Below are 23,964 nucleotides of genomic sequence, written 5' to 3'. Positions count from 1 at the left end.
GGGCCGATAACCGTTGTGAACCCTGTCGTGCTACTGCTCGACCGTCCACGAGAGGAGTACGCCGCCGTCGAGGCGCTCGACGTCCTCGAGTGACAGCGACGGGAACTCGGTGAGAAAACCCTCGCCGTCCGCGAGCGTCGGCGCGTCGCGGCCGCCGATCAGCTGGGGGCCGACGAAGGTCCGGAGCTCGTCCACCAGACCCGATTCCGCGAGCGAGAAGATCAACTCGCCGCCGCCCTCGACCATCACGTCCTCGATGCCCGCCTCAGCTAAGGCCGCGAACGCCCGCAGGAGATCGACCCGCTCCTCTCCTGCGGTGACGAACTCGACGCTCTCGGGATAGGCGGCCCGCCGTTCGGCGCCCGCGGCCTCGGTGGTCAGGAGGTACGTCGACGCGGCGTCGTCGACGATCCGGGCGTCGGTCGGCGTCCGGAGCTGCGAGTCGGCGACCACGCGGGCGGGCTGGGCGGGTTTGCCGGCCGCGATCCGTTCCTCGAGGAGATCCGCGTCCTTCACCGTGAGGTGGGGATCGTCGGCGAGCACGGTGCCGACGCCGACGACGACGGCGTCGCTTCCCGCCCGGAGGCGATCGACGCGCGCGAAGTCCTCGGGGCCGCTGATCGCCACCTGCTCGCGCCGGACCGTCGAGAGCTTCCCGTCGGCGCTCATCGCGGCGTTGACGACGACGTGCATGACGGGCGTCCGTCGGCGGGCACAAAGAAGCCACCGCGTCATCCCCGACCCGGCACCCCCCGCTGCCGGTACGCTTATAATGATAGATATATAATCTTTCGTATGGCATATTCCCGGCACCCGTTCGCCCGGGACGCACTCGTCGCGACCGTGATTCTGGCCGCCCTCTACGGCCTCGGCGCCGCCAGCCAGGCCGCGCCGCTTCAGCTCCCCGCCTACCTCGTCGTCGTCGGGTTCGACGTCCTCGAGGTGGGCTTCGGCGCCGCGCCCGTCTACCGGATCTCGTTCGCCCTCTACCTGGTCGGGCTGGGGGTGGTCGCCGCGGCGGCCGCCGCCGGGATCCGTCGGCTGGCTCGAGGGCGGGAGGTCTCGAGCCTGCGACTCGGTGCGGCGGGTGCCCTCGCCGTCGTGGGAACCCTCTCGCTTGCGGTCGCCGCGAGCGTGTTTCTCGGGACCACACAGCGAGAACCCGTCGCCATCGCCGGGACGACCGGAGCCGTCATGCTGGCGCTGGCCGGCTGGCTCGGCGGGCTGTTCGCCGTTCCAGACCGCCGGAGCCGGTAGCGCGGGCGGCTATCGCCCGCTATCTGCGCCGCGGGTCGTCGCTCGTCCCGAGCAGGATTCGATACACGAGATAGCCGAGCAAACAGGCAAAGGCGAAGACCGCGACGGTCTCGGCGAACCAGACCGCCGCGTACAGCGCCCGGGTCAGGACCCGGATGACGACGATCCCGCCGAAGACGGCGGCGACGGCTGCGAGTCCGCCAAGCGCCGCGCCGACCCGTTCCATGACTTCCCCTCGTGCCGGCGGTCCTTGAAGATAGCGCAGCTCTCGGCCCCTCTCGGCGCCGACTTCACTTTCGCCCTCCTGCGGGAACGCTTTTTAACTCCCCGCTCGAAGGGCGAGTGATGGATCTCGAATCCCATGCCGAGGATCTTGCCTCCGACCTCGGTGTCGACAACGAGGAGGTCTTAGAGGACCTGCGGAATCTCGTGGAGTACAGCGTGCCGATCGACGAGGCCAAGGGGAGCCTCCGCCGGAAGTACGGCGACGGCTCTGCCGGCGGTGGCGGTCCTACGGCCACCGACGTCGGCTCGATCACGACCGACGTCAGCGCGGTGACGGTCACCGGCCGGGTGCTCACGGCGGGCGAGCGCTCGATCCGCTATCAGGGCTCCGATCACGTCATCGTCGAGGGGAGACTGGCCGACGGGACCGGCGTCATCGACTACACCGCCTGGGAGGACTTCGGGCTCTCTCCCGGCGACACGATCACCGCCGGCAACGCCGGCGTCCGCGAGTGGAACGGCGAACCCGAACTCAATCTGGGCGAGAGCACCTCGGTCGCCTTCGAGGACGACCCCCTCGAAGTGCCCTACGAGGTCGGCGGCGAGGCCGACCTCGCGGACCTCGCGACGGGCGACCGGGCGGTGACCGTCGAGGTGAGCGTCGTCGAGTGCGAACGGCGGACGATCGACGGCCGCGACGGCGAGACCGAGATACTCAGCGGAGTGTTCGGCGACGAGAGCGGCCGCCTTCCCTTCACGAACTGGGACCCAGACCCTGCGATCGAGGAGGGGAGTTCGGTCAGGATCGAGAACGCCTACGTTCGGGAGTTCCGCGGCGTGCCCGAGGTCAACGTCTCGGAGTACTCGACGGTCACTCTCATGGATCGGGAGGTCGACGTCGGCAGCGACGCGCCGACGATGTCGGTCCGGGAGGCAGTCGACTCCGGCGGCGTCTACGACGTCGCCCTGGTCGGCAATCTCCTGGCGGTTCGGGACGGCTCCGGGCTCATCCAGCGCTGTCCGGAGTGTAACCGGGTCGTCCAGCGCGGGCAGTGCCGGAGCCACGGCGACGTCGAGGGCGTAGACGACCTCCGGACGAAGGCGATCGTCGACGACGGCACCGGGACCGTCACCGCGATCCTGGGCCACGACCTCACCGCCGAAATCTATGGCGGCGACATCGAGGACGCCCGCGAGGAGGCCCGGGAGGCGATGGACCAAGAGGTCGTCGCCGACCGGATCGCAGAGCGGATCGTCGGCCGCGAGTACCGCGTTCGGGGCCACCTCTCGGTCGACGAGTACGGCGCCAACCTGGACGTCAGCGAGTTTTCGGAAAGCGACGACGACCCCGAGGCGCGTGCGACGGCCTACCTGGAGGGGATCGAAGCATGAGCGGCGAGGACGAGCCCGTCGGCCGCGAGGTCGCCTACCGGATCTTCGCGGCAGAATACGACGACGCCACCCTCTCGCATACCGAAAGCGACGACGACCGGGCGCCCAACTACGTGATCACGCCGACGGGCGCACGGATCAACCGGCTGTTCGTCGTCGGCACCCTGACGGAAGTCAGTCGAGTGAACGAGGAGATGGTCCGCGCCCGCGTCGTCGACCCGACGGGCGCGTTCGTCGTCTACGCCGGCCAGTACCAGCCCGAGGCCCTGGCCTTCCTCGAGAGCGCCGACCCCCCCGAGTTTGTCGCCGTCACCGGGAAGGCCCGCACGTTCGAGCCGGACGACGGCGATCGGATCTACACCTCGGTCCGCCCGGAGTCGATCGCCGTCGTCGACGCCGACACCCGCGACCGGTGGGTGGTGACGACCGCCGAGCGGACCGACGACCGGATCGGAACCATCGCTGCGGCTGCGACCGAGGAGGCCCGCGACGACGAGCTCGCGACCCTGCTCGCCGATCGGGGCATCGAGAGGGGCCTCGCTAGCGGGACCGCCCTCGCGCTCGCCCACTACGGGACGACCCCAGACTACCTAGGGGCACTCTCGGAACTGGCGACCGACGCAGTCCGGGTGATCGCCGGCGACTTGGAGGAGGTCCCGCCGTTCGATATCGCACCAAGCGGCGAGGGAGAGACAGATATCGCGTACGCGGATCTCGCCCGGGAGTTCGACGGGGAGCCGGCCGCAGTCGCCGACTCTGACCTGGCCTCTTCGGAACCGACGACCGCGGGCGAGCCGACGGAGACGGACGAGTCCGGGGAGCCGGATGCGACCGACGCGGAAGCGCCCACGGAGACGAGTGCGGCCGAAACGGATACCGAAAACGTCGAACCCGAAGGCGGAGACGAGGAGACCGCGATGGAGAACACGGAGTCCGCGCCGGAAACCGCAACCACGGAGCCCGAGGACCGCGAGGAGGCCAAACCGGCGGACGATCCCGAGCCGGCCGCCGGTGAGAAACCGGACCCCGTCTCCGAGGAATCCGCGGCCGCCGACTCGAGTTCCGAGCCGGCCGACAAGGAGCCGGAACCGGAGGCCGAGAGCGGAGCCGGTACCGAAGCCGACAGTGAGGCCGGCGAAAACGGAACAGAAGCGGCCGCCGACCTCGAGGAGAACGTCGAGGGAGAGGCCGGGATGTACGAGATGGACGACGAGGAGCGCGAAGAGATCGAAGACGAGTTCGGCGCCGAGTTCACGACCGGATCCGACGTCGAAGAGCCCGGAGAGGCCGACATCGAGGCCCCCGAGCCGGAGGAGCGCGAGGAAGGGACAGAGCCGGGCGATGGGGCGGCGACCGAGGAGGAGTCCCTAGAGGACTTCGACTCCGGGAGCGAGGGGTTCTCGGACGCGACGGACACCAGCAGATCGGATGCTGGCGGCGAGCCGACGTCGGCCGACGCCGGGCCCGAGGACGCCACCGAAACCGACGACGAGGCCGGCGGGGAGGACGAGGGGGACGTCGATCTCGAGGCGTACGCCGTCGAGACGATGCAGGAGTTAGACGACGGCGACGGTGCCGACCGCGAGACGGTGGTCGAGCGGGTCGCGAGCGAGACGGGTACCGACGAGGAGGCGGTCGAGTCCGCGATCGACGAGGCGCTGATGAGCGGCCAGTGTTACGAGCCCGAGGACGGGACGCTGAAGGCCATTTGAGCCGATGGTCGACGACGGCCGAGTCGAGCCGATCCCGGGGGAACCGGCGGCGGTCGCCGACCTCGGGGGCGAGCGCGCGCTCGTGATCGCGGACTACCACGCCGGGATCGAGGCGGGGCTCCGGGCCGAGCGGGGGATCGAGGTGCCGAGTCGAGCCGGCGAGCGCCGCGACCGGCTCCTCTCGCTGGTCTCCCGAACCGATCCCGACCGGCTCGTCGTCCTCGGGGACCTGATGCACTCGATCGGCGGGCCGGGAGGTGCCGAACGCGGCGAGCTCGAGGTGCTGTTCGAGTCCCTGCCAGCGGCCCTCGACGTCCTTCTGGTAAAAGGCAATCACGACGGCGAGATCGAGGGCTGGCTCGAGGGCGTAGACGTCCGACCGGGCGAGGGATTCCGCCTCGGCGGCGTCGGCGTCTGTCACGGCCACACCTGGCCGGCGCCCGCGGCGCTCTCCGGCGAGGTTCTCTGTCTGGGCCACGAGCATCCCTGCGTCCGTCTGGAGGACAGCGTCGGCGGGAGCCGGGTCGAGCGCGTCTGGCTCCGGGGCCGACTCGAGCCCGCGGGGTTCGAAGAGCGGGCGGGCTACGAGGCGGTCGGCTGGCTCGGCGGGGACGAAGAGCCCCCCGAGATGGTCGTCTTCCCGGCGTTCAACGATCTTGCTGGGGGAACCTGGACGAACCTCCCGGACCAGTCATTTCTCTCGCCCTTTCTGCCCAACGGGCTGGCGGGAGGCGAGGCCTACCTCCTCGACGGCACCCGGCTGGGCGACTACCGGTCGGTGTAGTAGCAGATGCAAGCGGGGGGTCCTTGCACCGGGACGGCCATCGCCCACTCATGCCGATGGAGACCTACCGACTCGAGGTTCGGGAGACCGAGACCGCGGAGGGAATCGACGTCGACCTCTACGGCGAGGACGACCTGGTCGAGGCCTCGACCAGGGTCGCCTACGAGGAGTTCGGGCTCGAGCCGGCCGACGACCGCGAGACGCCTACCGCCGAGGTCCGGGAGTTCCGGGCCGACGCGATGCGGACGGACGTCCAGTTCGCGCGCGACCCAGCCGGGTTCGATTTTCGAGTCGTCGGCGACGGCGACGACATAGAGACCGTCCGGATCGAGGACGAGGCGTGGGACCTCGACGACTCCTGATGCCGGTCGAGCCGACTCGACCGTGACGGCCGATCACGAGCCACGTCGACGAACAACGACCTTTTGGCCGCTGCGCCCCTGGTTCCGCCGATGATGCGCGGGGACCAGGCGGCGTTCGCTCGCCTCGGGGAAGCGGTGCGCGAGGCGCTCTCCGAGCGGGGCTTCTCGACGCCGACGGCCCCCCAGCGCCTGGCGATCCCGCCGCTTGCGGCGGGCGAGCACACGCTCGTGATCGCGCCCACCGGGAGCGGGAAGACCGAGACCGCGATGCTGCCCGTCTTTGACGACCTCTCGGAGGATCCTCCGGAGGGGTTCGGCGCGCTCTACGTCACCCCGCTGCGGGCGCTCAACCGGGACATGCGGGATCGCCTCGAGTGGTGGGGCGAGTACCTCGATCTGGAGGTCGACGTCCGCCACGGCGACACCACCCAGTATCGGCGGGGCAAACAGGCCGAGGACCCCCCGGACGTGCTCGTGACGACCCCCGAGACGCTCCAGGCGATGCTTACAGGGGAACGGCTCCGGGAGGGCCTCGAGAGCGTCTCCCACGTCGTCGTCGACGAGGTCCACGAGCTCGCGGCCTCCAAACGGGGCGCACAGCTTTCCGTGGGACTCGAGCGCCTCCGTGAGCTCTCGGGGGGGTTCCAGCGGATCGGGCTCTCGGCGACCGTCGGCGACCCCAGCGAAGTAGCAAATTTTCTCACGGGCGGGCGGCCCTGCGAGGTCCGGGAGATCGACGTCGGCAGCGACGTCTCGGTGACCGTCCGCGAACCCGAGATCACCGACGAGGACGAGGCGCTGTCGGGACAGTTGATGACCGAACCCGACACGGCGAGTCACGTCCGGTACATCCGCGATCTGGTGGCCGAAAAGGAATCTACTCTGATCTTCGTCAACACCCGCCAGACAGCCGAAGCCCTCGGCTCGCGCTTTCGAGAACTCGATCTCCCGATCGGCGTCCACCACGGCTCGCTCTCGAAGGAGGCCCGGATCGACGTCGAGGATCGGTTCAAGGAAGGCAAGATCGACGCCCTGCTCTGTACCTCCTCGATGGAACTGGGGATCGACGTCGGCCGGATCGACCACGTGATCCAGTACAAGAGTCCCCGTCAGGTCGCCCGGCTGCTCCAGCGGATCGGCCGGGCGGGGCACAGGAGCGACGAGGTCTCGGAGGGGACGATCGTCACCACTCGTCCCGACGACACCCTCGAGGCACTGGCCATCGCCCGCCGGGCGCGCGCGGGCGAGGTCGAACCCGCGGCGATCCACGAAGGGAGTCTGGACGTCGTCGCGAACCAAGTACCTGGACTCGTCCAGAGCCGTGGCTCGACGCCGTTCGAGACGGCCTACGAGATCGTTACTCGAGCGTACCCCTACCGGGAGCTCTCCGAGGAGGGATTTCGTGAGATCTGTTCGGAACTCCATCGCAATCAGGTAGTCTGGTTCGACGAGGGCGAGGATCGCCTGGAGACGACCGGCGGGACCTGGCAGTATGTGTATGGAAACCTCTCGATGATCCCCGACGAGGAGACCTACGAGGTCCACGACATCGCGGGGGGAAGCCAGATCGGGACCCTGGACGAGCGCTTCGTCGTCAACTTCGCGGCCCCCGGCGAGGTGTTCATCCAGCGCGGGGAGATGTGGCGGATCTCGGAGATCAACGACGACGAAGGGAAAGTAAAAGTAAGTCCGATCGAGGACCCCGCGGGCGAGGTCCCCTCCTGGATCGGCCAGGAGATCCCCGTTCCCGCCCCCGTCGCGGGCGAGGTCGGCGAGCTCCGGGGCGTCTGTGACGCCCAGCTCCGGGCGGGCGCGGAGGGGGGAAGCGTCGCCCGCGACCTCGCCGGACGGTATCCCGCCGACGAGTACACGCTGGGGGAGGCGATCGACGAACTCTCCCGCCAGGTCGAGGCCGACCACCCGATGCCGACCGACGACCGGCTCGTCCTCGAGCGCGAGGGCCGAACGATCGTGCTCAACGCCCACCTCGGCCACATGGCTAACGAGGCCCTCGGACGGACGCTCTCGGCACTCCTCGGCCAGCGGACGGGCTCCTCGATCGGCCTCGAGACCGACCCCTACCGGATTGAACTCGAGGTCCCTGGAGGAGTATCGACGACGGACGTCCTCGATGTGCTGCGGGAGACCGACCCCGACCACGTCCGGACGATCGTCGAACTCGGGCTCAAACGCTCGGACGCGCTGGCCTTCCGGCTGGCGCAAGTTTCCGCCAGCTTCGGCGCGCTCAAACGCTGGGAGGGCTCGGGGCGTCTCTCGAACGACCGGCTGCTCGCGGCCCTGGAGGACACCCCGATGTACGACGAGGCGCTCCGCGAGATCTTCCACGAGGACTTGGACGTCGAGCACGCGACCCGAGTTCTCGAGGGAATTCAGTCGGGCGACCTCGAGGTCGCGACGGTGGGCGGGCGGACCGCGGTCGGAACGGGTGGGATGTCGGCGGGGACCGAACTCCTCTCGCCCGAAAACGCCGACGCGAGCGTGATCGAGACGGTCCGGGAGCGGATCCGCGACGATCGGATGATCCTGCTGTGTACCCACTGCCACGACTGGAAGGTTCGGACGAAGGTTCGACGGATACAGGAGCAACCGACATGCCCGGAGTGTGGCTCGACCCGGATCGCCGCGCTCAACCCCTGGGCCGACGAGGTCGTCAAAGCGGTGCGCGCCGCCGAAAAGGACGACGAGCAGCGAGAGATGACCGAACGGGCGTTTCGCTCGGCGAGTCTCGTCCAGAGCCACGGCAAGCGGGCCGCCATCGCGATGGCGGCCCGCGGCGTCGGCCCGCACAACGCCGCCCGAATCATCAACAAACTCCGCGAGAGCGAGGACGATTTCTACAGGGACATCCTCGCCCAGGAACGCGAGTACGCCCGGACCCAGTCGTTCTGGGACTGACTGTGGCCGACCAGGACTAATCCTAATTCGCCGGTGAACCCGGCTTTAACCCTCTCGGGGTGGTGAATCGAGCTATGGAGTACGTCAGACTCGGTTCGACCGGCCTCGAGGTCTCGCCGCTGTGTCTGGGCACCTGGCGCTTCGGCCAGGAGTCGGGCGGCGTCGTCGAGACCGACCGTGAATCGGCCCACGAGTTACTGGATGCCTTCGCGGACGCGGGCGGAAACTTCATCGACACCGCGAACGGCTACGGCGGCGGGGATTCCGAGCGCTGGATCGGCGACTGGCTCGAGGGGAAGGACCGAGAGGAGTACGTGATCGCCTCGAAGGTCTACTGGTCCCAGAATTCGCGATTTCAGGAGAACCTCTCGCGCAAGAACGTTCGCGCGGAGATCGAGGGCACCCTCGATCGGCTTGGCACCGACTACCTCGACCTCTACTACATCCACCGCTTCGACGAGGAGACCCCGATCGAGACGACCCTTCGAACCCTGAACGACCTCGTCCGCGAGGGGAAGGTCCACTCGCTGGGCGCCTCGACGATGGCCGCCTGGCAGCTCACGAAGGCCCTCTGGAAGGCCGACGTCGAGGGGACCGAACGGTTCGACGTCACCCAGCCCCTCTTTCACGCGGCCTACCGCGAGGACGTCGCCGACTACCTCGACGTCTGTGCCGATCAGGATCTCGCCGTCTGCCCGTACTCGCCGCTCGCGGGCGGATTTCTCACGGGCAAGTACGAGCGGGCGGGCGACGGGACCCAGGATGTGGACGCGCCGGACGGCTCGCGCGGCGATCTCGACGAGATGTTCGGCGACTGGTACGTCTCCGAGCGGGGATGGCAGGTCCTCGACGAGGTCCGGGCGATCGCCGACGAGGAGGGTGCCACCCCCGCACAGGTCGCGCTGCGATGGCTGATGGATCAGGAGGCGTTCACCTGCGTCCCGATCGTCGGCGCACGGACGACCGACCAGCTATCCGAGAACCTCGGGGCGACCGACGTCGAGCTCGCCCCCGACCAGCGCCGGCGGGTCGACGACGCCCGCAGTGCCTGATTACGTCCGCCGAGAGGCGGAGAGATCGACCTGGTCGTCGGTCCGATCGTCGATCGGGCCATCGAACGCGAGGCGAACCGACTCCTCGGGGGCTGTGAGCTCCTCGTAGATCCCCTCGAGTTGGGACATGGTCCGATCGACGGCGTAGCGTTCGACGCCGCCGCGGGTGTCCCGGTCGGTCCGGAGACAGGTCTCGACGGCGGTGGCCATCGACCGGACGTCCCCGGAGACGAACCGCTCGCCGTTGTCGGGGCCGATCGTCCGGTCGAAGGGGGGGACGTCGGGGGCGACGACCGGGGTTCCACAGGCGTTGGCCTCGAGCGTCGAGAGCCCGAGGGTGTCGGCCGTCGAGGCGGTGGCGAAGGCGTCGATCGAGGAGTAAAACGTCGGCAGCGCCGTCCGCGGGAGGAAGTCCCAGAAGTCGACGTTGTCGGGAGCCTCGGCCTCGAGTTGCTCCCGGTAGGGGCCCTCGCCAACGACAACGAACTCGTAGTCGGGCAGTTCCTTGGCGACTGCCAGGACGTCGGCGACGTTCTTCTCCATGCTGAGCCGGCCGCTGTAGCCGATCACGGTCCGATCGGCGAACCAGTCGACGGGCGAGGGCTCGAAGAACTCCATGTCGATCCCGACCGGGAGGGTGACGTGGTCGACCTCGCGGTCGATCCGGTTCGTCGAGGCCGTCACGACGTCGAACGTGCTCAGAAAGCCGTTCTCCAGGGGGAGGTAGAGCCGCGCGAGGGTGTCAGCGACCGTCTCCGACCGGACGCTCTGGTGGAAGTACTCCTCGAGGGGCGTGTGGTGGGTGTAGACCGACGGAAGGTCGTGTTTACGGGCGTAGTAGCGCCCGAGGAGGCCGATCGTCGCCGGACCGTGACAGTGGACGACGTCGAGCTCCGGGAGGTCGGATGGCCGTTTGAAAAGCGGGATCCGGTAGCCGCCGTAGAAGGGGTTGGGCGCCGACGCGACTGGGATCTCGCGGTCGTCGGGCTCGTAGTCGCCGTCGGGGTAGACGACGTACACCTCGTGGCCCCGGGACCGGAGCTCCTCGCGCCAGAGGTCGATCGTGTACGTGACGCCGTCGATCTCCGGGAAGTAGCTGTCGGTGAAAAAGCCGATCCTCATCGTCTGCCCACCCGGGTTCGGATCGGCTTCGGTTCCAGTTCCGGGTCCGGATCGAGTTCGTGGCGATCGCCGCTCCCGGAGTCCGGTTCGGCCCCGCATTCCCCCCGTCGAACCCCGATCGACACGCTCGCACACACCCTCGCATCGCCGGCGCGGTCGTGGCTCGATCTCATTCGGGTTACGGCGGGATTCACACGGTCGTCTTATCAACGTTCCGTCTCGACCGGAGTCCGCAAACTGATGGTCTCCGCGTTCGAAGCGCCGGTGTGGCCACCACGATCCGGGCGTCGGCGGTCGGGTTCGTCGTCGCCGGTGCCGTCCTCGCCGTCCTCCTCTGGCTCATCGACACGGGGACCGTCGTCGCCGCGCTCCTCAGTGCCGACCCCGCGCTCGTCGCGGCCGTCGGGGCGACGATCCTCCTCTGGAACGGCTTCTGGGGGGTCGCGCTCTGGAACGTCCTCCGGGCGCTCGAGGCCGACGTCGGCCTCCCGCTTGCGGTCCTCGTCAACGCCGCCGCGGCCTTTTTCAATCACGTCTCGCCGGTCGGCCAGGCCGGCGGCGAGCCCGCGACGGCCTACCTGCTCACCCGATCGATCGGGACCGACTACGAGGTGAACCTGGCGGCGGTCGCGAGCCACGACGCGATCAACGTGGTGCCCTCCGTCACGCTTGCGGCCGTCGGCGCGGCCTACTACGCCACGACGGCGACGATCGATCCCGACCTCCGCGTGCTGTTCGCGGGCGTCGTCGCCGTCGCCGTTTCGCTCCCGGGCGTCGTCGCCGTCGCCTGGCGACGCCGGCGCGGGATCGAGCGCGCCGTCCTCGGAGCCGCGACCCGCGTCCTCGAGGCTACGGACCGGGTCGCCAGCGCGGTCCCGCTTCTCCCCGCTCCGCCCGATCCCGACGGGCTCGCGGACCAGCTTCAGGGCTTTCTCTCCTCGCTCGCGGTCGTCGCGCGCGACCGCCGGCGGCTGGCCGCCGCCGTCGCCTTCTCGGCGGCGGGCTGGGGAGTCCAGGCGGTCGGGCTCTGGCTCTCGGTCCTCGCAGTCGGCGGCTCGATCCCGCTCGTCGTTCCCTTCTTCGTCGTCCCGCTCGGGGCGACGGCGAGCGTCGTCCCGACCCCCGGCGGGCTCGGCGGCGTCGAGGTCGCCTCCGTCGGACTGCTCGCGCTCCTGACGGGGCTCGACGCGGGGACGGCGACCGCCGCCGTCGCGATCCACAGCGTCGGCGGCTACCTGCTGACGTCGGCGGTCGGGGCGGCCGCGGCCGGCGTCCTCGGCGCCCGGGGCTACCGGTAGCCCAGCGCCCGGAGGTGGTCGTCGATCTCCAGATCCTCGACGTCGGTCGGATCGACGCCCCGTTCGGGCAGGAGCTCCGCGAGCCGGGCCTCGGTTTCGGGGTCGTCGACCGGCGAGAGCTCCCGTGGGTCCGCTTCGAGGTCGTACAGCTCTGGAGGCCACTCCCGGCCGGGGTAGGTGACCAGCTTCGCGTCGCCGTCCCGGACCGCCCGCGCCCAGTTGCGCTCGCCCCGCAGCGAGGCGCCACACGCCCGAAGGTACGCCGGCCTGTCGGTGACTCCCTCGCGGGGTCGGATCGCCTCGCCGTCGCCGGCGGGCTCGACGCCGAGGGCCGAGAGCACCGTCGGGAGGACGTCGATGGCGCGGACCTGGGCGTCGACCGTCGCCGGCTCGACGCCCGGCCCGGCAAGGATAAAGGGGACGTTGGTCGTGAAGTCGAAGACGTTCTCGCCGTGGCCGTTCTCGAGGAAGTGGTCGGCTACGTCGGGGCCCAGATCCTCAAGGCGGCGGTTGATCCGGCGGACGGCCCTCCGGGTGTCGATCCCGCCGTAGTACTTCAGGGCGTCACGGACCGACTTCGCCGCCAGCCGAAGGGGGTTGTGTCGGTGGGTAATGCTCTCGCCGTGGTCGCCGACGACGGCGACGACGGTGTCGTCGGGAACGGAGTCGACCAGCGCCTCGATCTCGCGGTCGAGCGCCGACAGCGCCCGCTCGTAGGGCGTCCCCCCGTACCCCTTGCGGTCGTAGGCCGACGGTACGATGACGTCCTCGTGGAGCTCCCAGAGGTGGACGACCGCGGCGAACGGCTCCGGGAGGGCGCCCAGGCGCGCCGTGGCCCGCTCGCGCCAGGCTCCGAACACGGATTCGTCCTCGCCGCGACAGCGGTAGGCGTCGAACCCCCGGTCGAGACCCGTCTCGGGGACCAGCGGCCCGGTCACCATCCCTTCGGTATGCCAGCCCCGCTCGCCGAGGACCTCGGGCAGGAAGTCGACCCCCTCGGCGAGGCGCCCGCGGCGCAGCGAGTGGATGCCGTTTCGCTCGGCGTAGGAACCGGTCAGGAGGCTCGCGACCGCAGGGGTCGTCGTCGTTGCCGTCGCGTACATCGACGTACACTCCGTCCCCCGCTCGCGGAGGTCGTCGAGGAAGGGGGTCTCGGTCCGGTCGGTGATCACGAGGTCCTGGCGCAGACAGTCGACACAGACCAGGAGGAGGTTCGGACGGTCCCCGGGAGAGTCGCCCGAAACGGTGCCGTCGCCAGCGATGCCGGCGTTCTCGACGCCGGTTGGGGTGTTCGAGGTCATGTCAGGTGCGATAGCCGAGGCGCTCGAGGCGGTCGTCGACCGTCGCCGTCGGCTCGCTCTGGTCGGCCGTCCGCCCGTCGGGTTCGCGAGTCCCCCGGTCGGTTCCGGTCGTCACGCACCAGGGAACCTCCCGGAGGCAGGGAAGGGAGACGCCGCTGGGATGGCCGTAGATGCCGTACTCGCCGATCGCGTTGCCGTGGTCCGCGGTGATCACTGCTCGTTCGCTCTCGACGTTCGAGAGAAGGTCCTCGACCTCCCCCAGGACGTACGCGAGGTTCGCCCGGTAGCGTTCCCTGACCGTCTGCTCGCTCACCCGGCCGAACCGCAGGGCCTCCCAGACCGACATCGGCTCGTCGCCGAACGCCGACAGCGAGACGCCCTCGTCACCCCCGGAGAGCCCGGGCGCGATCGCGGGGAAGTGTGGCTGCATGTAGTGGACGACCATCCGATCGAACTCGCCCGTTCGACCGAGGTCGATCGCCCGGTCGGTGATCGGTTCGGGCGGGACGGTGCCGAGGTCGTCGTCCCAGCCCTCCCGCCAGACCTCCTCGATGGCGCCGAAGGGGTCGGATTCGAGAACCCGGTCGGTGTAGGGGTTGCCCGAGACATAGGCCAGGTCCTCGAGTTCCTCGGGGTCGGCGCCCCCGAACACCGCCTCGAGCCAGCCGACGGAACTGCTCGCCGGCGAGATTCGCGTCTCGCCGGGGTGGAGCCGTTCTGAAGGGTGGTCGGCCGCGACTTCCGAGAAGACGTCGGCACGGCAGGCGTCGAGAACGACCAGCAGGTCCCAGTCGGCGGCCAGCACCGGGTCGGGCCGGGGCGGGCGCCGCAGCGAGAAGGCGGTCCGCCAGGCGAACTCCCGGACCGCGCCGAGACCGGCGTGACGGAGGCTGCGGGCGGCGGTCGCGGCCGCGTCCGTCGGGTTCGTTCGGAGCATGCGGACGTTGGTCGAAGGTTCGGCCGTCGGGGCAAAAAGCCATCCATCCGGCGGCTCGTCGGTGGAATCGGATAAGTTTATGAAGGGACACACTCGATCCCCGGTGACTGTGGGTGGATCCAAGCGGTTTTCAGGAGTTCGGTCGCCGAACGCGCGGGCAACGGGGGATCGTCGGAGTCGAGATCGGGCGCCAACCTCTCCGATCGAGGGCCGGGCCGGCCACCCATGAACGGGGCGATCGCGGTCGCCCACTACTGCGAGGGCGGGGGCCACGCGACCCGGATGCTCGCGGTCGCCGACGGGATCGCCGACGCCGGCCACGAGACCGTCCTCGCCGGCGGCGGCCCCGGACGGGCGTTCGTCGAGGAAAACGGCTACACCGAGTTCGCCCCCCGTGCGGTCGACTTCATCCGGAGCTATCAACGGGGGAACCTCCTGGTCGTCATAGAGGAGTGTTTCCCGAACCTCGTCGATCGCGTCACGGAGTACGTCTCCTGGCTCGAGACTCACACGCCGCCGTTGCTCGTCGCCGACGACCTCTCGGCGGCGATCGCGGCGACGGTCCGGTCGATCCCCTACTACTACGTCACCCACGACCCCGCGGGCTTCTATACGAACCGTCTCGAGCGGGCCGCGGCGTGGCTCCGCAACCGGTTTGCGGCCCTGACCGCCGAGCGGTTCCTGCTCCCGAAGGTCTGGGAGGGCGAGCCGACGATCCCGAAGGCGGTCGAGATTCCGCCGATCGCGCCCGGCGGCGGGGAGGCAGTCGAGGAGCCGGTCGGAGTTCTAGTGGTCCCGAGTGCCTTCAGCGTGGACGAGGAGCGTCTGACCGGGGCGATCGAGGCGACCGGACGGCGGGTCACCGCGGTCGGGGGCGACGAGTGGGAGGTCGTCGCCTCGCTCCAGGGCCACATCGAGGCGGCCGACGCCGTGGTTTGTAGCGGCTACTCGACGGTGATGGAGGCCGCCGTCGCGGGCACACCCTGTATCGTCCTCCCCCAGACCTCCGAACAGCGCGGGGTCGCCCGGGCGGTCGATCCGCTCCGGGGGTTTCACTCGGCGGAGACCGTCCCCGAGGTCGTCGACGGCATCGAGCGCACCGAGGCGCCCCGTGGCTACGAGAACGGGACTGATCGAGTCGTCGAGGCCGCCCTCGGGGGGCTCGCCCGGTAGTCCCGTCGGCGAGACGACACGCTTACGTGGGGGCCACGAGACCGTCGCTCCAATGAACGGGATCGAGAACGTCCTCCTCGTGACCGTCGACTGCCTCCGTGCCGACCGGTTTCGCGAGGGGATCGACGCCGGACTGTTGCCGACCTTCGCCGACCTCGACGCCCGGGGAACGACGTTCGACGACGCGTTCACGGTCGCGAACACGACCGACCCGAGCCTCACCTCGATACTGACCGGTGCCTATCCCATGGACCACGGCGTCGTCGAGAACGGCTGGGGCCTCCCGGCGGATCGGCCGGTCGCGGCCGAACGCTTCCGCGAGGCCGGCTACAACACGTTCGGGGTCGTCAGCGTCGACCACCTCGCCGACGACCACTCCGGGCTCGGCTGCGGGTTCGACCGCTACTTCGACGGCTCGGCCTACGGCACGCTCTACCCGATCCTGAGCCGGATCTACGACACCAAGGGGTTCAACGCCGTCTTCGGCGCCGTCAAGGACCGCGGCGTCGGCCCCTACACCGTTAAACGGTTCCTCCGGAGGACCGGGCTCATCGATCTCCACTGCCGGCCGGCCCGGAAGGTCACGGCCGACGCCCGCTCGGGACTCGAGGCCGTCGAGGAGCCTTTCTTCGGCTGGGTCCACTACTTCGACCTCCACGAGCCCCGGAACGCCCCGCCGGGGCTCCGGGCCGACCACGACGAGTACACCGCCGCGATGATCCACGCCGACGACCACGTCGGGCGGCTGCTCGACGACCTCGAGGAGCGCGGGCTGGCCGAGGAGACCCTCGTGGTGCTCACCGGCGACCACGGAGAGGCACTTGGCGACCACGGCTACACCGGCCACGGCCGGACGCTGTACGACGAGGAACTCCACGTCCCGCTGGTGTTCGCCCACGACTCGCTTCCCGCGGGGACGGTCGGCAGGCAGGCCCGGACCGTCGATATCGTCCCCACGCTGCTCTCGCTTTCGGGCCTCGACCCGCTCGGCCCGGCGGGGAGACCCCTCTTCGCCGACGGCGCTCCTCTGGCGGAGGACCGGCCGCTGTTCGCGATGGCCTACCCGACGTTCGAGGACCGGGTCGCGCTTCGGACGGAGGGCTGGAAGCTCGTCCGCGACCGCGGGGCGGGAGACGAGGAACTCTACGACCTCGCGGACGACCCGGGCGAACGACGGGACCTTGCGGGGGAGCACCCCGAGCGCCGCGGGGATCTCGCCGCGGAGCTCGATGACTGGCTCGACGAGTTCGACGCCGTCGAGCGCCAGCAGGTCGATTCCGGAACCGAGGAGATGCTCGCCGATCTGGGCTACCGGGAGTAGGACCCCCGGAGGTAGACGAGCCCGCCCAGGAGGTTGTTGAAGACCCCAAGCACCAGTTGCATGGCGATCCCGAGGGTCAGGGCGGCGCCCGCGGGCGCGCCGACGGCGCCGAAGAGGTAGACGTAGGCGGTCTCCCGGACGCCGAAGCCCTGTATCGAGACGGGGACGAACAACAACAGCTCGACCAGCGGGACGAAAGCGAGGAAGTAGACGAACGAGACCTCCATCCCGAGGCCGACCGCGACGACGTAGTTATTGACGACGAGGACGAGCCGGAAGACAAGCGAGAGCACGACGACCGGAACGAGCGCCCGGCCGGCGCCACGGTAGTCGTGGATCGCGTCGTACACCCCGGCGAGGCGGTCGCCGAGGTCGAACCGGGAGACGCGAAACAGTGTCCTCTCGAGAACCCCCCGGCCGGTCCCCGTAAAGAGGACGCCGGCGACGGCCGCGCCCGCGGGGAGCGCCAGCAGGACGGTTCCGGAGACGACCGGCGGGAGCCGGTCGGCGACGACTGCGGTCGCGACGCCCCCGATCGCGAGCACCGTGAGCAAGCCGGTGAGTCGCTCCATGACGACCGAGGAGACCGCGTCGGGGCCGGCGTCGTGGTGCGCGTGGAGGGAGTAGACCCGGACGCCGTCGCCGCCGACGGTCGTCGGCAGGAAGGCGTTGAAGAACTGGCCGACGTAGTAGTAGGCGAGCAGCGTGCGAAAGGGGAGGTCGATCCCCTTGATCCGGAGGAGCAGGCCCCACTTGTAGGCGCTGATGGCCACGTTGAGCACGGCGAGCCCGAGGGCGGCGCCGAGGGCGGTCGGCCGGAGCTCGGCCAGCCCCTCGAGGACCGTCTCGACGCCGACGGTGGCGACGACGGCTCCGAGGAGGACGAGGCTGACCGCGACGCGGCCGGCCGTTCGGAGATCTGGCAGGGTCATGGCGGCAGGGTGGTGCCAACAGGCTGTGACGGCGGATTCGTGGCGGGTGGGCTCCGGCGGAGCCAACACGTCGGGCCGGGTTATAGGTTGTGAACCGCGGTCCCGGCGCCCGGAGGACAACGTTTATTATCAACTCGTGAACGACTTTTGGGCATGGACGGGGATCACGCCGGCGGCGTCGCGATCGGCGGGCGCGGGGACGCCCGGCGGGTGCGGACGTCGATCGTTCTCCCGGCGTACAACGAACGCGGGAACGTGGAGGCGCTGGTCGAGGAGATCGTCGCCGTCGCCGACGGGGCGGAGATGGCCCAGTTCCGGCCGGTCGAGATCGTCGTCGTCGACGACGGCAGCACCGACGGCACGAGGGAGGTGATCCGGGAGCTGGCCGCTTCCCACGACCGCTTTCGGGGCGTGTTCCTGACCCGGAACTTCGGGCAGAGCGCCGCGTTGTGTGCCGGCCTCGACGAGGCGGACGGGGAGTTCGTCGTCACCCTGGACGCCGACGGCCAGAACGACCCCGCGGACGTTCCCCGGCTGCTCTCCCGTCTGCTTGAGGGCTACGACTGCGTCAGCGGCTGGCGCCGGGATCGACAGGACCCGCTCTCAAAGACGCTCCCCTCCCGGATCCAGACCTCGCTCGCGCGGTTTACCGGCCCCAAGATCCACGACTTCGGCTGTACGCTGAAGGCCTACCGCCGCGAGGCCGTCGAGGAGCTCCAGCTTCGGGGCGAGGGCCACCGCTACATCCCGGCGAAGCTCTACAACCGGGGCTTTGCCATCGCCGAGGAGCCGGTCGCCCACCGGCCGCGGACTGCGGGGACGACCAGCTACGGCACGGGGCGGCTCCTCCGGGGGTTCGTCGACCTGGGCTTTCACGTCTTCTGGAACCGGTACTCGATGCGCCCGCTTCACTTCCTCGGCGGGACCGGGGTCTGCCTGCTCGGGCTGGGCGGGCTCCTCGGGAGCCACGCGGTCGTCATGAAGTACGCCCTCGGCGCGTCGTTGCTCCCCCACCTCCCCCGGCTCGTGCTCGTCGTCGCCCTGATCCTCTTTGGCTTCCAACTCGTGATGTTCGGCGTCCTCGCCGAGATGCAGAGCCGGTTGCTCCACCGCGAGACGCGCCCCTACCGGATCGCCCGGATCGAGGGCGGCGAGCCCGAGGGGCAGGCCGACCGGCCCGTCCGACGGAGCCGCGAGGAGTCGCCGGTCGCGATCGAGGGGGGAGAATGACGGTCTCGCGGGCGACGGACAAACCGGAAGCCGCTCCCTCCGGGGGCCGCCGGTAGCTCCCGATGGGACTTCGATCGCCGTCGGAGTCGTCCGTCGCCGCCGGTCGCCGGCTCGAGTCCCGCCTGGCTCGTCTCCGCGGGGCCGTAACCGTCGACCGGCTCCTGCTCGCGGCCGTCGTCGGGCTCTGGATCGCCCTCTACGTCGAGGGGCTCGGCGAGTTTCCACTCCGGGTTTGGGACGAGTCCCGGTACGCGGTCCCGGCCCGGCGGATGGCCGAGGGAGGAAGCTGGCTCGAGCCCCGGATCCGGCTCGACACCCACGAGCCCGGGTTCGCGGTCGAGCCCCGGCTGGTGAAGCCGCCGCTTACCTACTGGCTGCAAGCCGGCGCGATGGTCCTCCTCGGGGTCTCGGAGTTCGCCGCCCGGCTCCCCTCGGCGATCGCCGCCCTCGGTTGTGCGGGGCTCGTCTACCGGATCGGCGCGCGGACGTACGGCCGCCGGGCGGGCTTTGCCGGGGCCGTCGTCCTCCTCGTGTTCCCCGGCCTCCTGCTCGGGAGCCACGGCGGGCGCGCCGCGGTCACCGACCCCCTGCTGGCGCTCGCCGGCAGCGGCTTCGTCTGGCTGACCTGGCGGGGCCGCGAGCGGCCGCGCCTGCTCGTTCCCGCCGGGATCTGTGCCGGGCTCGCGGTGATGACCAAGGGGGTCGCCGCGGGCGTGTTCGTCGTCGCGGTCGCGCCCGTCCTGGTCCACTCGTTCCGGGCCTACCGCACGCCCTGGACGGTCGCCGCCGTCGCCGCGACGGCGGTCGTCGCCCTCCCGTGGCATCTCTACGCCTGGCTCGTCCACGGCGAGGAGTTCGTCCACCAATACTTCCTGACGGCGGCGGCCTCGCGGGCGAGCGGCGAGATGGCCCCGCCGCCGGCCGAGCCGCTGTTCGGGTTCATGAACTACCCCTACTTCCGGTTCGCCCTCGAGATGTTCGGGCCGCCCTACCCCTACGCGCTGCCCGTCTTCGGCGCCGGACTGGTCTGTGCGGTCGCTCTCCTCGGTCGGCGGGTCCGCCGGGACGGCCCCGCTCCCCACGCCGACGGGCTGTTCCTCTGCTGGTGGGCGGCCGCGGTCCCGCTGACGTTCGCGGTCGCCGGCGGCAACCACCCCTGGTACCTCCTCCCGATGTACGTCCCCGGTGCCGTCCTCGCAAGCTCGGTCCCGGCGGCTCTCGCCGCCCGCGTCGAGTCCCTCGACCTCTCGGTCGAACTCCCCTCGGGCGCCGGGACCGCGGTATATGCCGCCGTCTGTCTCTGTCTGGCGCTCCTGCTGGTCGGGGTCTACGCTCCGGCACCCGCCGAGGCCCACGACGCCGAACAGCGCGAACTCGGGGAGGCGATCGACGTCGAGGTCCCCGAGGACGAGCCCGTTTACGTCCACACGGACACCGACCGCCGTGCGCTAATGTCGCTCGTGTTCTACGGCGACCGTCCGCTCGAGGAAGCATCCTCCATAGCGCTCGAGGGCGACCCGGCGGTCCGGTACGCGATCGTTCCCGTCGAGAACCGCCAGCAGCTCGACCGCGACCATCGAGTCCTCGCCGAGGGCCCCGTCAACGGCGTCGCCGTCGTCGAGTTCGTCGGCGACCGCGGCTGACGGAACCGGCGGGCCGGCCGGCTACCGGCTGTCGCCCTCGAGCCGGTTATGGTCGTCGCGGTCGCCGTGGACGAACTCGACGCTCTCGGGGACCGTCGCGGACGTCTCCCCGCGCGTGTAGCAGGTGACGCCGTGGCCGGCCGCGGCGAGTTCCCGCGTGATCCCGTGGCTGATGAGGCCCGTGTCGCCGACGACGAGGACCCTATGAACCGGCTCGCACCCGACCGGGATAACGCGTCGGTGGACGTCGATCGCGTCCTCTCTCGAACGGTCTCCCGGACGAACTAACGCTATCCGGATATGTATTGTATTCGGTTAACATTCTCGCCCCTGAAACCGCGATCTTCCCTCATCCGTCCGATACCGAGCCGTTCCGCGGCTACTCGGAGATTCCAGCCCTGACTCATACCAGTCCGCGCTCGAAACGATTCGAGGATAGATATACGTAATCATATGAATAGTGGAACGCACTACTGTTCGTATAATTCGTCGCGGTCCGGTCGACCCGGCCGGCGGAGAACGGCCCGTTCGGGCGCGTCAGTCGCGCGTCAGACGCCCGGCGTAGCTCACAGGCGTAGTAGTGTAATGGAGTTTCGGGAGCGACGACGGCTCCCGTCTCGCCCCGGCCGGGGCGGCGTGCGCAACACTTGTAACGGTGGGTTCTCTCTACTCGGGCATGGCCGGAACCAACGGGCGCCGCCAGACCAAGGTCGAGCGCGTCATCGACGCCTACGACCTCGAGGGACTCGGCGACCGCCTCGAGCGCGAATGGGTCGGCGACGGGACCGATCGGACGAGCCTGCGGGATCTGGCGACGGAGTTCAACGTCGAGGTGCTCCGGGCGGCGCTTTCGGCGGCCGGCGAGTCGACCATCGAGAGCGACGTCGAGAGCACCTATCACACGCTCTCGGACGATGACGTCCCCCGGTCGGACGAGATCCGCAAGCGCCGCGAACTCGAGCGGGCGGGCGTCGAGGTCGAGGACGTCCTCTCGGACTTCGTCACCCACCAGGCGATCCACACCTATCTCACGAACGTGCGGGAGGCCGAACTCACCCGGGACGACGGCGACCGGATCGAGCGGAAAAAGGAGACGATCCAACGTCTCGCCAGCCGCACGCAGGTCGTTACCGACTCCACGTTAGAGGAGCTCTCCCGGGCGGAACTGCTCTCCGACCGGGAGTACGAGACGTTCGTCAACGTCCGGGCGGTCTGTAACAACTGCGGGACCGACTACACGATCGACGAGCTGATCTCCCAGGGCGGCTGTGACTGCGAGCTCTGAGCGAACCGACAGACGCAAGTCATGAATATTTATAAGCAGTGACCGATAGCATAGACGTATGTCCGTAGCAGAGTCCATCGAGACGCCAGTCGAGGTCGCCGCCGAGAACATCGGCGGCATCGACTCGACACGGGTCTCCTTAGAGCCCGGCATCAACGTACTAACTGGGCGCAACGCGACCAACCGAACCTCCTTCCTCCAGGCGATCATGGCCGCCCTCGGTAGCGATCGCCCCTCGTTGAAAGGCGACGCCGACGAGGGATCGGTCGAACTCTCCTTCGGTGAGGGCCACTACCGTCGGTCGCTCTACCGCCGGAACGACACCGTCGTCTTCGACGGCGAGCCCTACCTCGAGGAGCCCGAACTCGCCGACCTCTTTGCGTTCCTGCTGGAATCCAACGAGGCCCGCCGGGCCGTCAGCCGCGGCGACGACCTCCGGGAGCTGATCATGCGTCCGATCGACACCGACGAGATCCAGGCCGAGATCCGCCAACTCGAGGACGAGAAACGCGAGATCGACGACCGACTCGACCACCTCGACGACCTCAAGAACGAACTCCCGGGCCTGGAGGAGCGCCGGGTCTCGATCGACGACGAGATCGAGAACTTGGAGGCCGAACTCGAGGAGGTCGAGGCCGAACTCGACGAACTCGACGCCGACGTCGAGGAGAGCCAGAGCCGGAAGGAGGAACTCGAGTCGACGTTCGCCGACCTTCGGAGCGCCCGGCGAGAGCTCGAATCCATCGAGTACGACCTCGAGACCGAACGCGAGAGCCGGACCGAACTCGAAAACGAACGCGACCGTCTCGAAACCGACCTCGACGACCTCACCGACGAGGAGGACGGCGACGAGTCCCCCGAGCGCCTCCAGGGCCGGGTCCAGGAGCTTCGCGAGCGCAAGCGCGACCTCGATACGACGCTGAACGAACTCCAGAGCGTCATCCGGTTCAACGAGGAGCGTCTCGAAGACGGAGGCATCGACCTCGGGGACACCATGGACGAGGACGACGCGGTCACCGACCGCCTGCTGGCCGGCGACAGCGAGGTCGTCTGCTGGACCTGCGGGTCGGAGGTCGAACGCGACGCCATCGAGTCCACCCTCGAGCGCCTCCAGGAGCTCCACCAGTCGAAACTCGCCGACCGCAACGACCTCCAGGAGAAGATCGACGACCTGACGAGCCGCCAGAAGGAGCTCCGCCAGCGCCAGAACCGTCGCGAGCGCTTGGAGGAGCGCCTCGACTCGATCGAGGACGACCTCGCGGCCCACGGCGACCGGATCGACGATCTGGAGGACGAGCGAAGCGACCAGGAACAACGGGTCGAAGAGCTCGAGGACGACACCGAGTCGTTCGACGACACCGACTACAGCGAGGTCTTGGAGGCCCACCGCGACGCCAACGGCCTCGAGATCGAGATCGAGAACCTCGAGGACGAGCGCACGGAGGTCGACGACCGGATCGCCGAACTCGAGGCGACCATCGACGAGCGCGAGGAACTCGACGACCGGCGCGAGGAGATCACGGACGAACTCGCGGACCTCCGGACGCGGGTCGACCGGATCGAGGACGACGCCGTCGAGGCGTTCAACGAACACATGTCCTCGATCCTCTCGATTCTCGACTACGCGAACATCGACCGGATCTGGATCGAGCGTCGCGAAGGGACGGTCAAGGAAGGCCGCCGGAAGGTCGAGCGAACGGCGTTCGACCTCCACGTCATCCGCTCGACGGCGGACGGAACGAGCTACGAGGACCGGATCGAACACCTCTCGGAGAGTGAACGCGAGGTGACGGGGCTGGTCTTCGCACTGGCGGGCTATCTCGTCCACGACGTCTACGAGCAGGTCCCGTTCATGCTGCTCGACTCCCTCGAGGCGATCGATTCGGATCGGATCGCCGCGCTCGTCGAGTACTTCGAGACGTACGCCGACTGCCTCGTGGTCGCCTTGCTCCCCGAGGACGCAAGTGCCCTCGACGACGCCCACAACTACGTCACCGAGATCTAGTCGGACGCAAATTTTAT

General features: G+C 69.4%; 21 protein-coding genes. 15 read left to right on the top strand and 6 right to left on the bottom strand.

Annotated features, from left to right (window positions below):
- Positions 1-30 precede the first annotated feature (30 nt).
- Entirely contained in the window at positions 31-693 is a 663-nt protein-coding gene (locus tag DVH23_RS06140; protein ID WP_114576554.1) for a 2,5-diamino-6-(ribosylamino)-4(3H)-pyrimidinone 5'-phosphate reductase, read from the bottom strand.
- Between the two features lie 102 nt (positions 694-795).
- Between DVH23_RS06140 and DVH23_RS06135 the strand changes: the two genes are divergently transcribed.
- Positions 796-1,257 carry a hypothetical protein gene (locus DVH23_RS06135; RefSeq protein WP_114576553.1) on the top strand — a complete coding sequence of 154 codons (462 nt, stop codon included), beginning with the start codon at positions 796-798 and terminating at the stop codon, positions 1,255-1,257.
- Between the two features lie 19 nt (positions 1,258-1,276).
- Here DVH23_RS06135 and DVH23_RS06130 read toward each other — a convergent pair whose 3' ends face one another.
- Entirely contained in the window at positions 1,277-1,483 is a 207-nt protein-coding gene (locus DVH23_RS06130) for a hypothetical protein (RefSeq protein WP_114576552.1), read from the bottom strand.
- 119 nt (positions 1,484-1,602) lie between these two features.
- Here DVH23_RS06130 and DVH23_RS06125 point away from each other — a divergent pair, with 119 nt between their 5' ends.
- The 6 genes from DVH23_RS06125 to DVH23_RS06100 all read left to right on the top strand — a co-directional run bounded on the left by DVH23_RS06125 (position 1,603) and on the right by DVH23_RS06100 (position 9,700).
- On the top strand, positions 1,603-2,874 hold the full coding sequence (locus tag DVH23_RS06125) for a Single-stranded DNA binding protein (protein ID WP_114576551.1): 1,272 nt from the start codon (positions 1,603-1,605) through the stop codon (positions 2,872-2,874).
- Positions 2,871-4,586 (top strand): hypothetical protein, encoded by a 1,716-nt coding sequence (locus DVH23_RS06120; RefSeq protein ID WP_114576550.1) that lies wholly within the window; start codon positions 2,871-2,873, stop codon positions 4,584-4,586. The genes DVH23_RS06125 and DVH23_RS06120 overlap by 4 nt, the downstream gene beginning before the upstream one ends.
- A 4-nt stretch (positions 4,587-4,590) precedes the next feature.
- The gene (locus DVH23_RS06115; protein ID WP_114576549.1) at positions 4,591-5,370 is read left to right on the top strand and encodes a metallophosphoesterase; all 780 of its coding nucleotides are present in this window, start codon (positions 4,591-4,593) and stop codon (positions 5,368-5,370) included.
- 50 nt (positions 5,371-5,420) lie between these two features.
- A complete protein-coding gene (locus DVH23_RS06110; protein WP_114576548.1) occupies positions 5,421-5,732 on the top strand; it encodes a hypothetical protein in 312 nt (103 codons plus the stop codon).
- A 90-nt stretch (positions 5,733-5,822) separates the two neighbouring features.
- Positions 5,823-8,648, top strand: a complete 2,826-nt coding sequence (locus DVH23_RS06105; RefSeq protein WP_114576547.1) for a DEAD/DEAH box helicase — start codon at positions 5,823-5,825, stop codon at positions 8,646-8,648.
- 74 nt (positions 8,649-8,722) lie between these two features.
- Positions 8,723-9,700, top strand: coding sequence for an aldo/keto reductase (locus tag DVH23_RS06100; protein ID WP_114576546.1), 978 nt, complete (start codon positions 8,723-8,725; stop codon positions 9,698-9,700).
- Here DVH23_RS06100 and DVH23_RS06095 read toward each other — a convergent pair whose 3' ends face one another.
- A complete protein-coding gene (locus DVH23_RS06095) occupies positions 9,701-10,822 on the bottom strand; it encodes a glycosyltransferase (RefSeq protein ID WP_114576545.1) in 1,122 nt (373 codons plus the stop codon).
- 266 nt (positions 10,823-11,088) lie between these two features.
- On the opposite strand from DVH23_RS06095, the gene DVH23_RS06090 reads away from it, so the two are divergent.
- Positions 11,089-12,120, top strand: a complete 1,032-nt coding sequence (locus tag DVH23_RS06090; RefSeq protein WP_114576544.1) for a lysylphosphatidylglycerol synthase transmembrane domain-containing protein — start codon at positions 11,089-11,091, stop codon at positions 12,118-12,120.
- Here the strand turns inward: DVH23_RS06090 and DVH23_RS06085 are convergent.
- Together DVH23_RS06085 and DVH23_RS06080 are read right to left on the bottom strand one after the other, a co-directional pair.
- On the bottom strand, positions 12,111-13,421 hold the full coding sequence (locus DVH23_RS06085; protein WP_114576543.1) for a sulfatase-like hydrolase/transferase: 1,311 nt from the start codon (positions 13,419-13,421) through the stop codon (positions 12,111-12,113). The two genes, DVH23_RS06090 and DVH23_RS06085, sit on opposite strands and share 10 nt — an antisense overlap.
- A gap of 1 nt (position 13,422) precedes the next feature.
- The gene (locus DVH23_RS06080) at positions 13,423-14,358 is read right to left on the bottom strand and encodes a hypothetical protein (RefSeq protein ID WP_114576542.1); all 936 of its coding nucleotides are present in this window, start codon (positions 14,356-14,358) and stop codon (positions 13,423-13,425) included.
- 225 nt (positions 14,359-14,583) lie between these two features.
- On the opposite strand from DVH23_RS06080, the gene DVH23_RS06075 reads away from it, so the two are divergent.
- Positions 14,584-15,531 carry a glycosyltransferase gene (locus DVH23_RS06075; RefSeq protein ID WP_114576541.1) on the top strand — a complete coding sequence of 316 codons (948 nt, stop codon included), beginning with the start codon at positions 14,584-14,586 and terminating at the stop codon, positions 15,529-15,531.
- 52 nt (positions 15,532-15,583) lie between these two features.
- Positions 15,584-16,852 (top strand): sulfatase, encoded by a 1,269-nt coding sequence (locus DVH23_RS06070; RefSeq protein ID WP_114576540.1) that lies wholly within the window; start codon positions 15,584-15,586, stop codon positions 16,850-16,852.
- On the opposite strand, the gene DVH23_RS06065 is transcribed toward DVH23_RS06070, so the two are convergent.
- The gene (locus DVH23_RS06065) at positions 16,840-17,784 is read right to left on the bottom strand and encodes a lysylphosphatidylglycerol synthase transmembrane domain-containing protein (protein ID WP_114576539.1); all 945 of its coding nucleotides are present in this window, start codon (positions 17,782-17,784) and stop codon (positions 16,840-16,842) included. The two genes, DVH23_RS06070 and DVH23_RS06065, sit on opposite strands and share 13 nt — an antisense overlap.
- Before the next feature lie 153 nt (positions 17,785-17,937).
- Between DVH23_RS06065 and DVH23_RS06060 the strand changes: the two genes are divergently transcribed.
- From DVH23_RS06060 to DVH23_RS06040, 5 genes are all read left to right on the top strand, one after another.
- The gene (locus DVH23_RS06060; protein WP_114576538.1) at positions 17,938-19,014 is read left to right on the top strand and encodes a glycosyltransferase family 2 protein; all 1,077 of its coding nucleotides are present in this window, start codon (positions 17,938-17,940) and stop codon (positions 19,012-19,014) included.
- A 62-nt stretch (positions 19,015-19,076) separates the two neighbouring features.
- A complete protein-coding gene (locus DVH23_RS06055; protein WP_114576537.1) occupies positions 19,077-20,657 on the top strand; it encodes a glycosyltransferase family 39 protein in 1,581 nt (526 codons plus the stop codon).
- A gap of 48 nt (positions 20,658-20,705) precedes the next feature.
- On the top strand, positions 20,706-20,945 hold the full coding sequence (locus DVH23_RS24150; protein ID WP_198667860.1) for a hypothetical protein: 240 nt from the start codon (positions 20,706-20,708) through the stop codon (positions 20,943-20,945).
- A 388-nt stretch (positions 20,946-21,333) separates the two neighbouring features.
- A complete protein-coding gene (rdfA, locus tag DVH23_RS06045) occupies positions 21,334-21,942 on the top strand; it encodes a rod-determining factor RdfA (RefSeq protein ID WP_198667859.1) in 609 nt (202 codons plus the stop codon).
- 58 nt (positions 21,943-22,000) lie between these two features.
- Complete coding sequence (locus DVH23_RS06040) at positions 22,001-23,947, top strand: archaea-specific SMC-related protein (RefSeq protein ID WP_114576536.1); 1,947 nt, start codon at positions 22,001-22,003, stop codon at positions 23,945-23,947.
- The last annotated feature ends 17 nt before the right edge of the window (positions 23,948-23,964 follow it).

The organism is Saliphagus sp. LR7 (genome assembly GCF_003344565.1).
GTDB classification, from domain to species: domain Archaea; phylum Halobacteriota; class Halobacteria; order Halobacteriales; family Natrialbaceae; genus Saliphagus; species Saliphagus infecundisoli.
This window is presented reverse-complemented; position numbering and strand designations above follow the sequence as displayed.

Coding starts and splice junctions, on each gene's coding strand:
- DVH23_RS06080 (WP_114576542.1), bottom strand. CDS start 14,358: ATGCTCCGAACGAACCCGACGGACGCGGCCGCGACCGCCGCCCGCAGC.
- DVH23_RS06130 (WP_114576552.1), bottom strand. CDS start 1,483: ATGGAACGGGTCGGCGCGGCGCTTGGCGGACTCGCAGCCGTCGCCGCC.
- DVH23_RS06085 (WP_114576543.1), bottom strand. CDS start 13,421: ATGACCTCGAACACCCCAACCGGCGTCGAGAACGCCGGCATCGCTGGC.
- DVH23_RS06110 (WP_114576548.1), top strand. CDS start 5,421: ATGCCGATGGAGACCTACCGACTCGAGGTTCGGGAGACCGAGACCGCG.
- DVH23_RS06055 (WP_114576537.1), top strand. CDS start 19,077: ATGGGACTTCGATCGCCGTCGGAGTCGTCCGTCGCCGCCGGTCGCCGG.
- DVH23_RS06140 (WP_114576554.1), bottom strand. CDS start 693: ATGCACGTCGTCGTCAACGCCGCGATGAGCGCCGACGGGAAGCTCTCG.
- DVH23_RS06125 (WP_114576551.1), top strand. CDS start 1,603: ATGGATCTCGAATCCCATGCCGAGGATCTTGCCTCCGACCTCGGTGTC.
- DVH23_RS06120 (WP_114576550.1), top strand. CDS start 2,871: ATGAGCGGCGAGGACGAGCCCGTCGGCCGCGAGGTCGCCTACCGGATC.
- DVH23_RS06060 (WP_114576538.1), top strand. CDS start 17,938: ATGGACGGGGATCACGCCGGCGGCGTCGCGATCGGCGGGCGCGGGGAC.
- DVH23_RS06070 (WP_114576540.1), top strand. CDS start 15,584: ATGAACGGGATCGAGAACGTCCTCCTCGTGACCGTCGACTGCCTCCGT.
- DVH23_RS06040 (WP_114576536.1), top strand. CDS start 22,001: ATGTCCGTAGCAGAGTCCATCGAGACGCCAGTCGAGGTCGCCGCCGAG.
- DVH23_RS06115 (WP_114576549.1), top strand. CDS start 4,591: ATGGTCGACGACGGCCGAGTCGAGCCGATCCCGGGGGAACCGGCGGCG.
- DVH23_RS06105 (WP_114576547.1), top strand. CDS start 5,823: ATGATGCGCGGGGACCAGGCGGCGTTCGCTCGCCTCGGGGAAGCGGTG.
- DVH23_RS24150 (WP_198667860.1), top strand. CDS start 20,706: ATGGTCGTCGCGGTCGCCGTGGACGAACTCGACGCTCTCGGGGACCGT.
- DVH23_RS06065 (WP_114576539.1), bottom strand. CDS start 17,784: ATGACCCTGCCAGATCTCCGAACGGCCGGCCGCGTCGCGGTCAGCCTC.
- rdfA (WP_198667859.1), top strand. CDS start 21,334: ATGGCCGGAACCAACGGGCGCCGCCAGACCAAGGTCGAGCGCGTCATC.
- DVH23_RS06075 (WP_114576541.1), top strand. CDS start 14,584: ATGAACGGGGCGATCGCGGTCGCCCACTACTGCGAGGGCGGGGGCCAC.
- DVH23_RS06135 (WP_114576553.1), top strand. CDS start 796: ATGGCATATTCCCGGCACCCGTTCGCCCGGGACGCACTCGTCGCGACC.
- DVH23_RS06100 (WP_114576546.1), top strand. CDS start 8,723: ATGGAGTACGTCAGACTCGGTTCGACCGGCCTCGAGGTCTCGCCGCTG.
- DVH23_RS06095 (WP_114576545.1), bottom strand. CDS start 10,822: ATGAGGATCGGCTTTTTCACCGACAGCTACTTCCCGGAGATCGACGGC.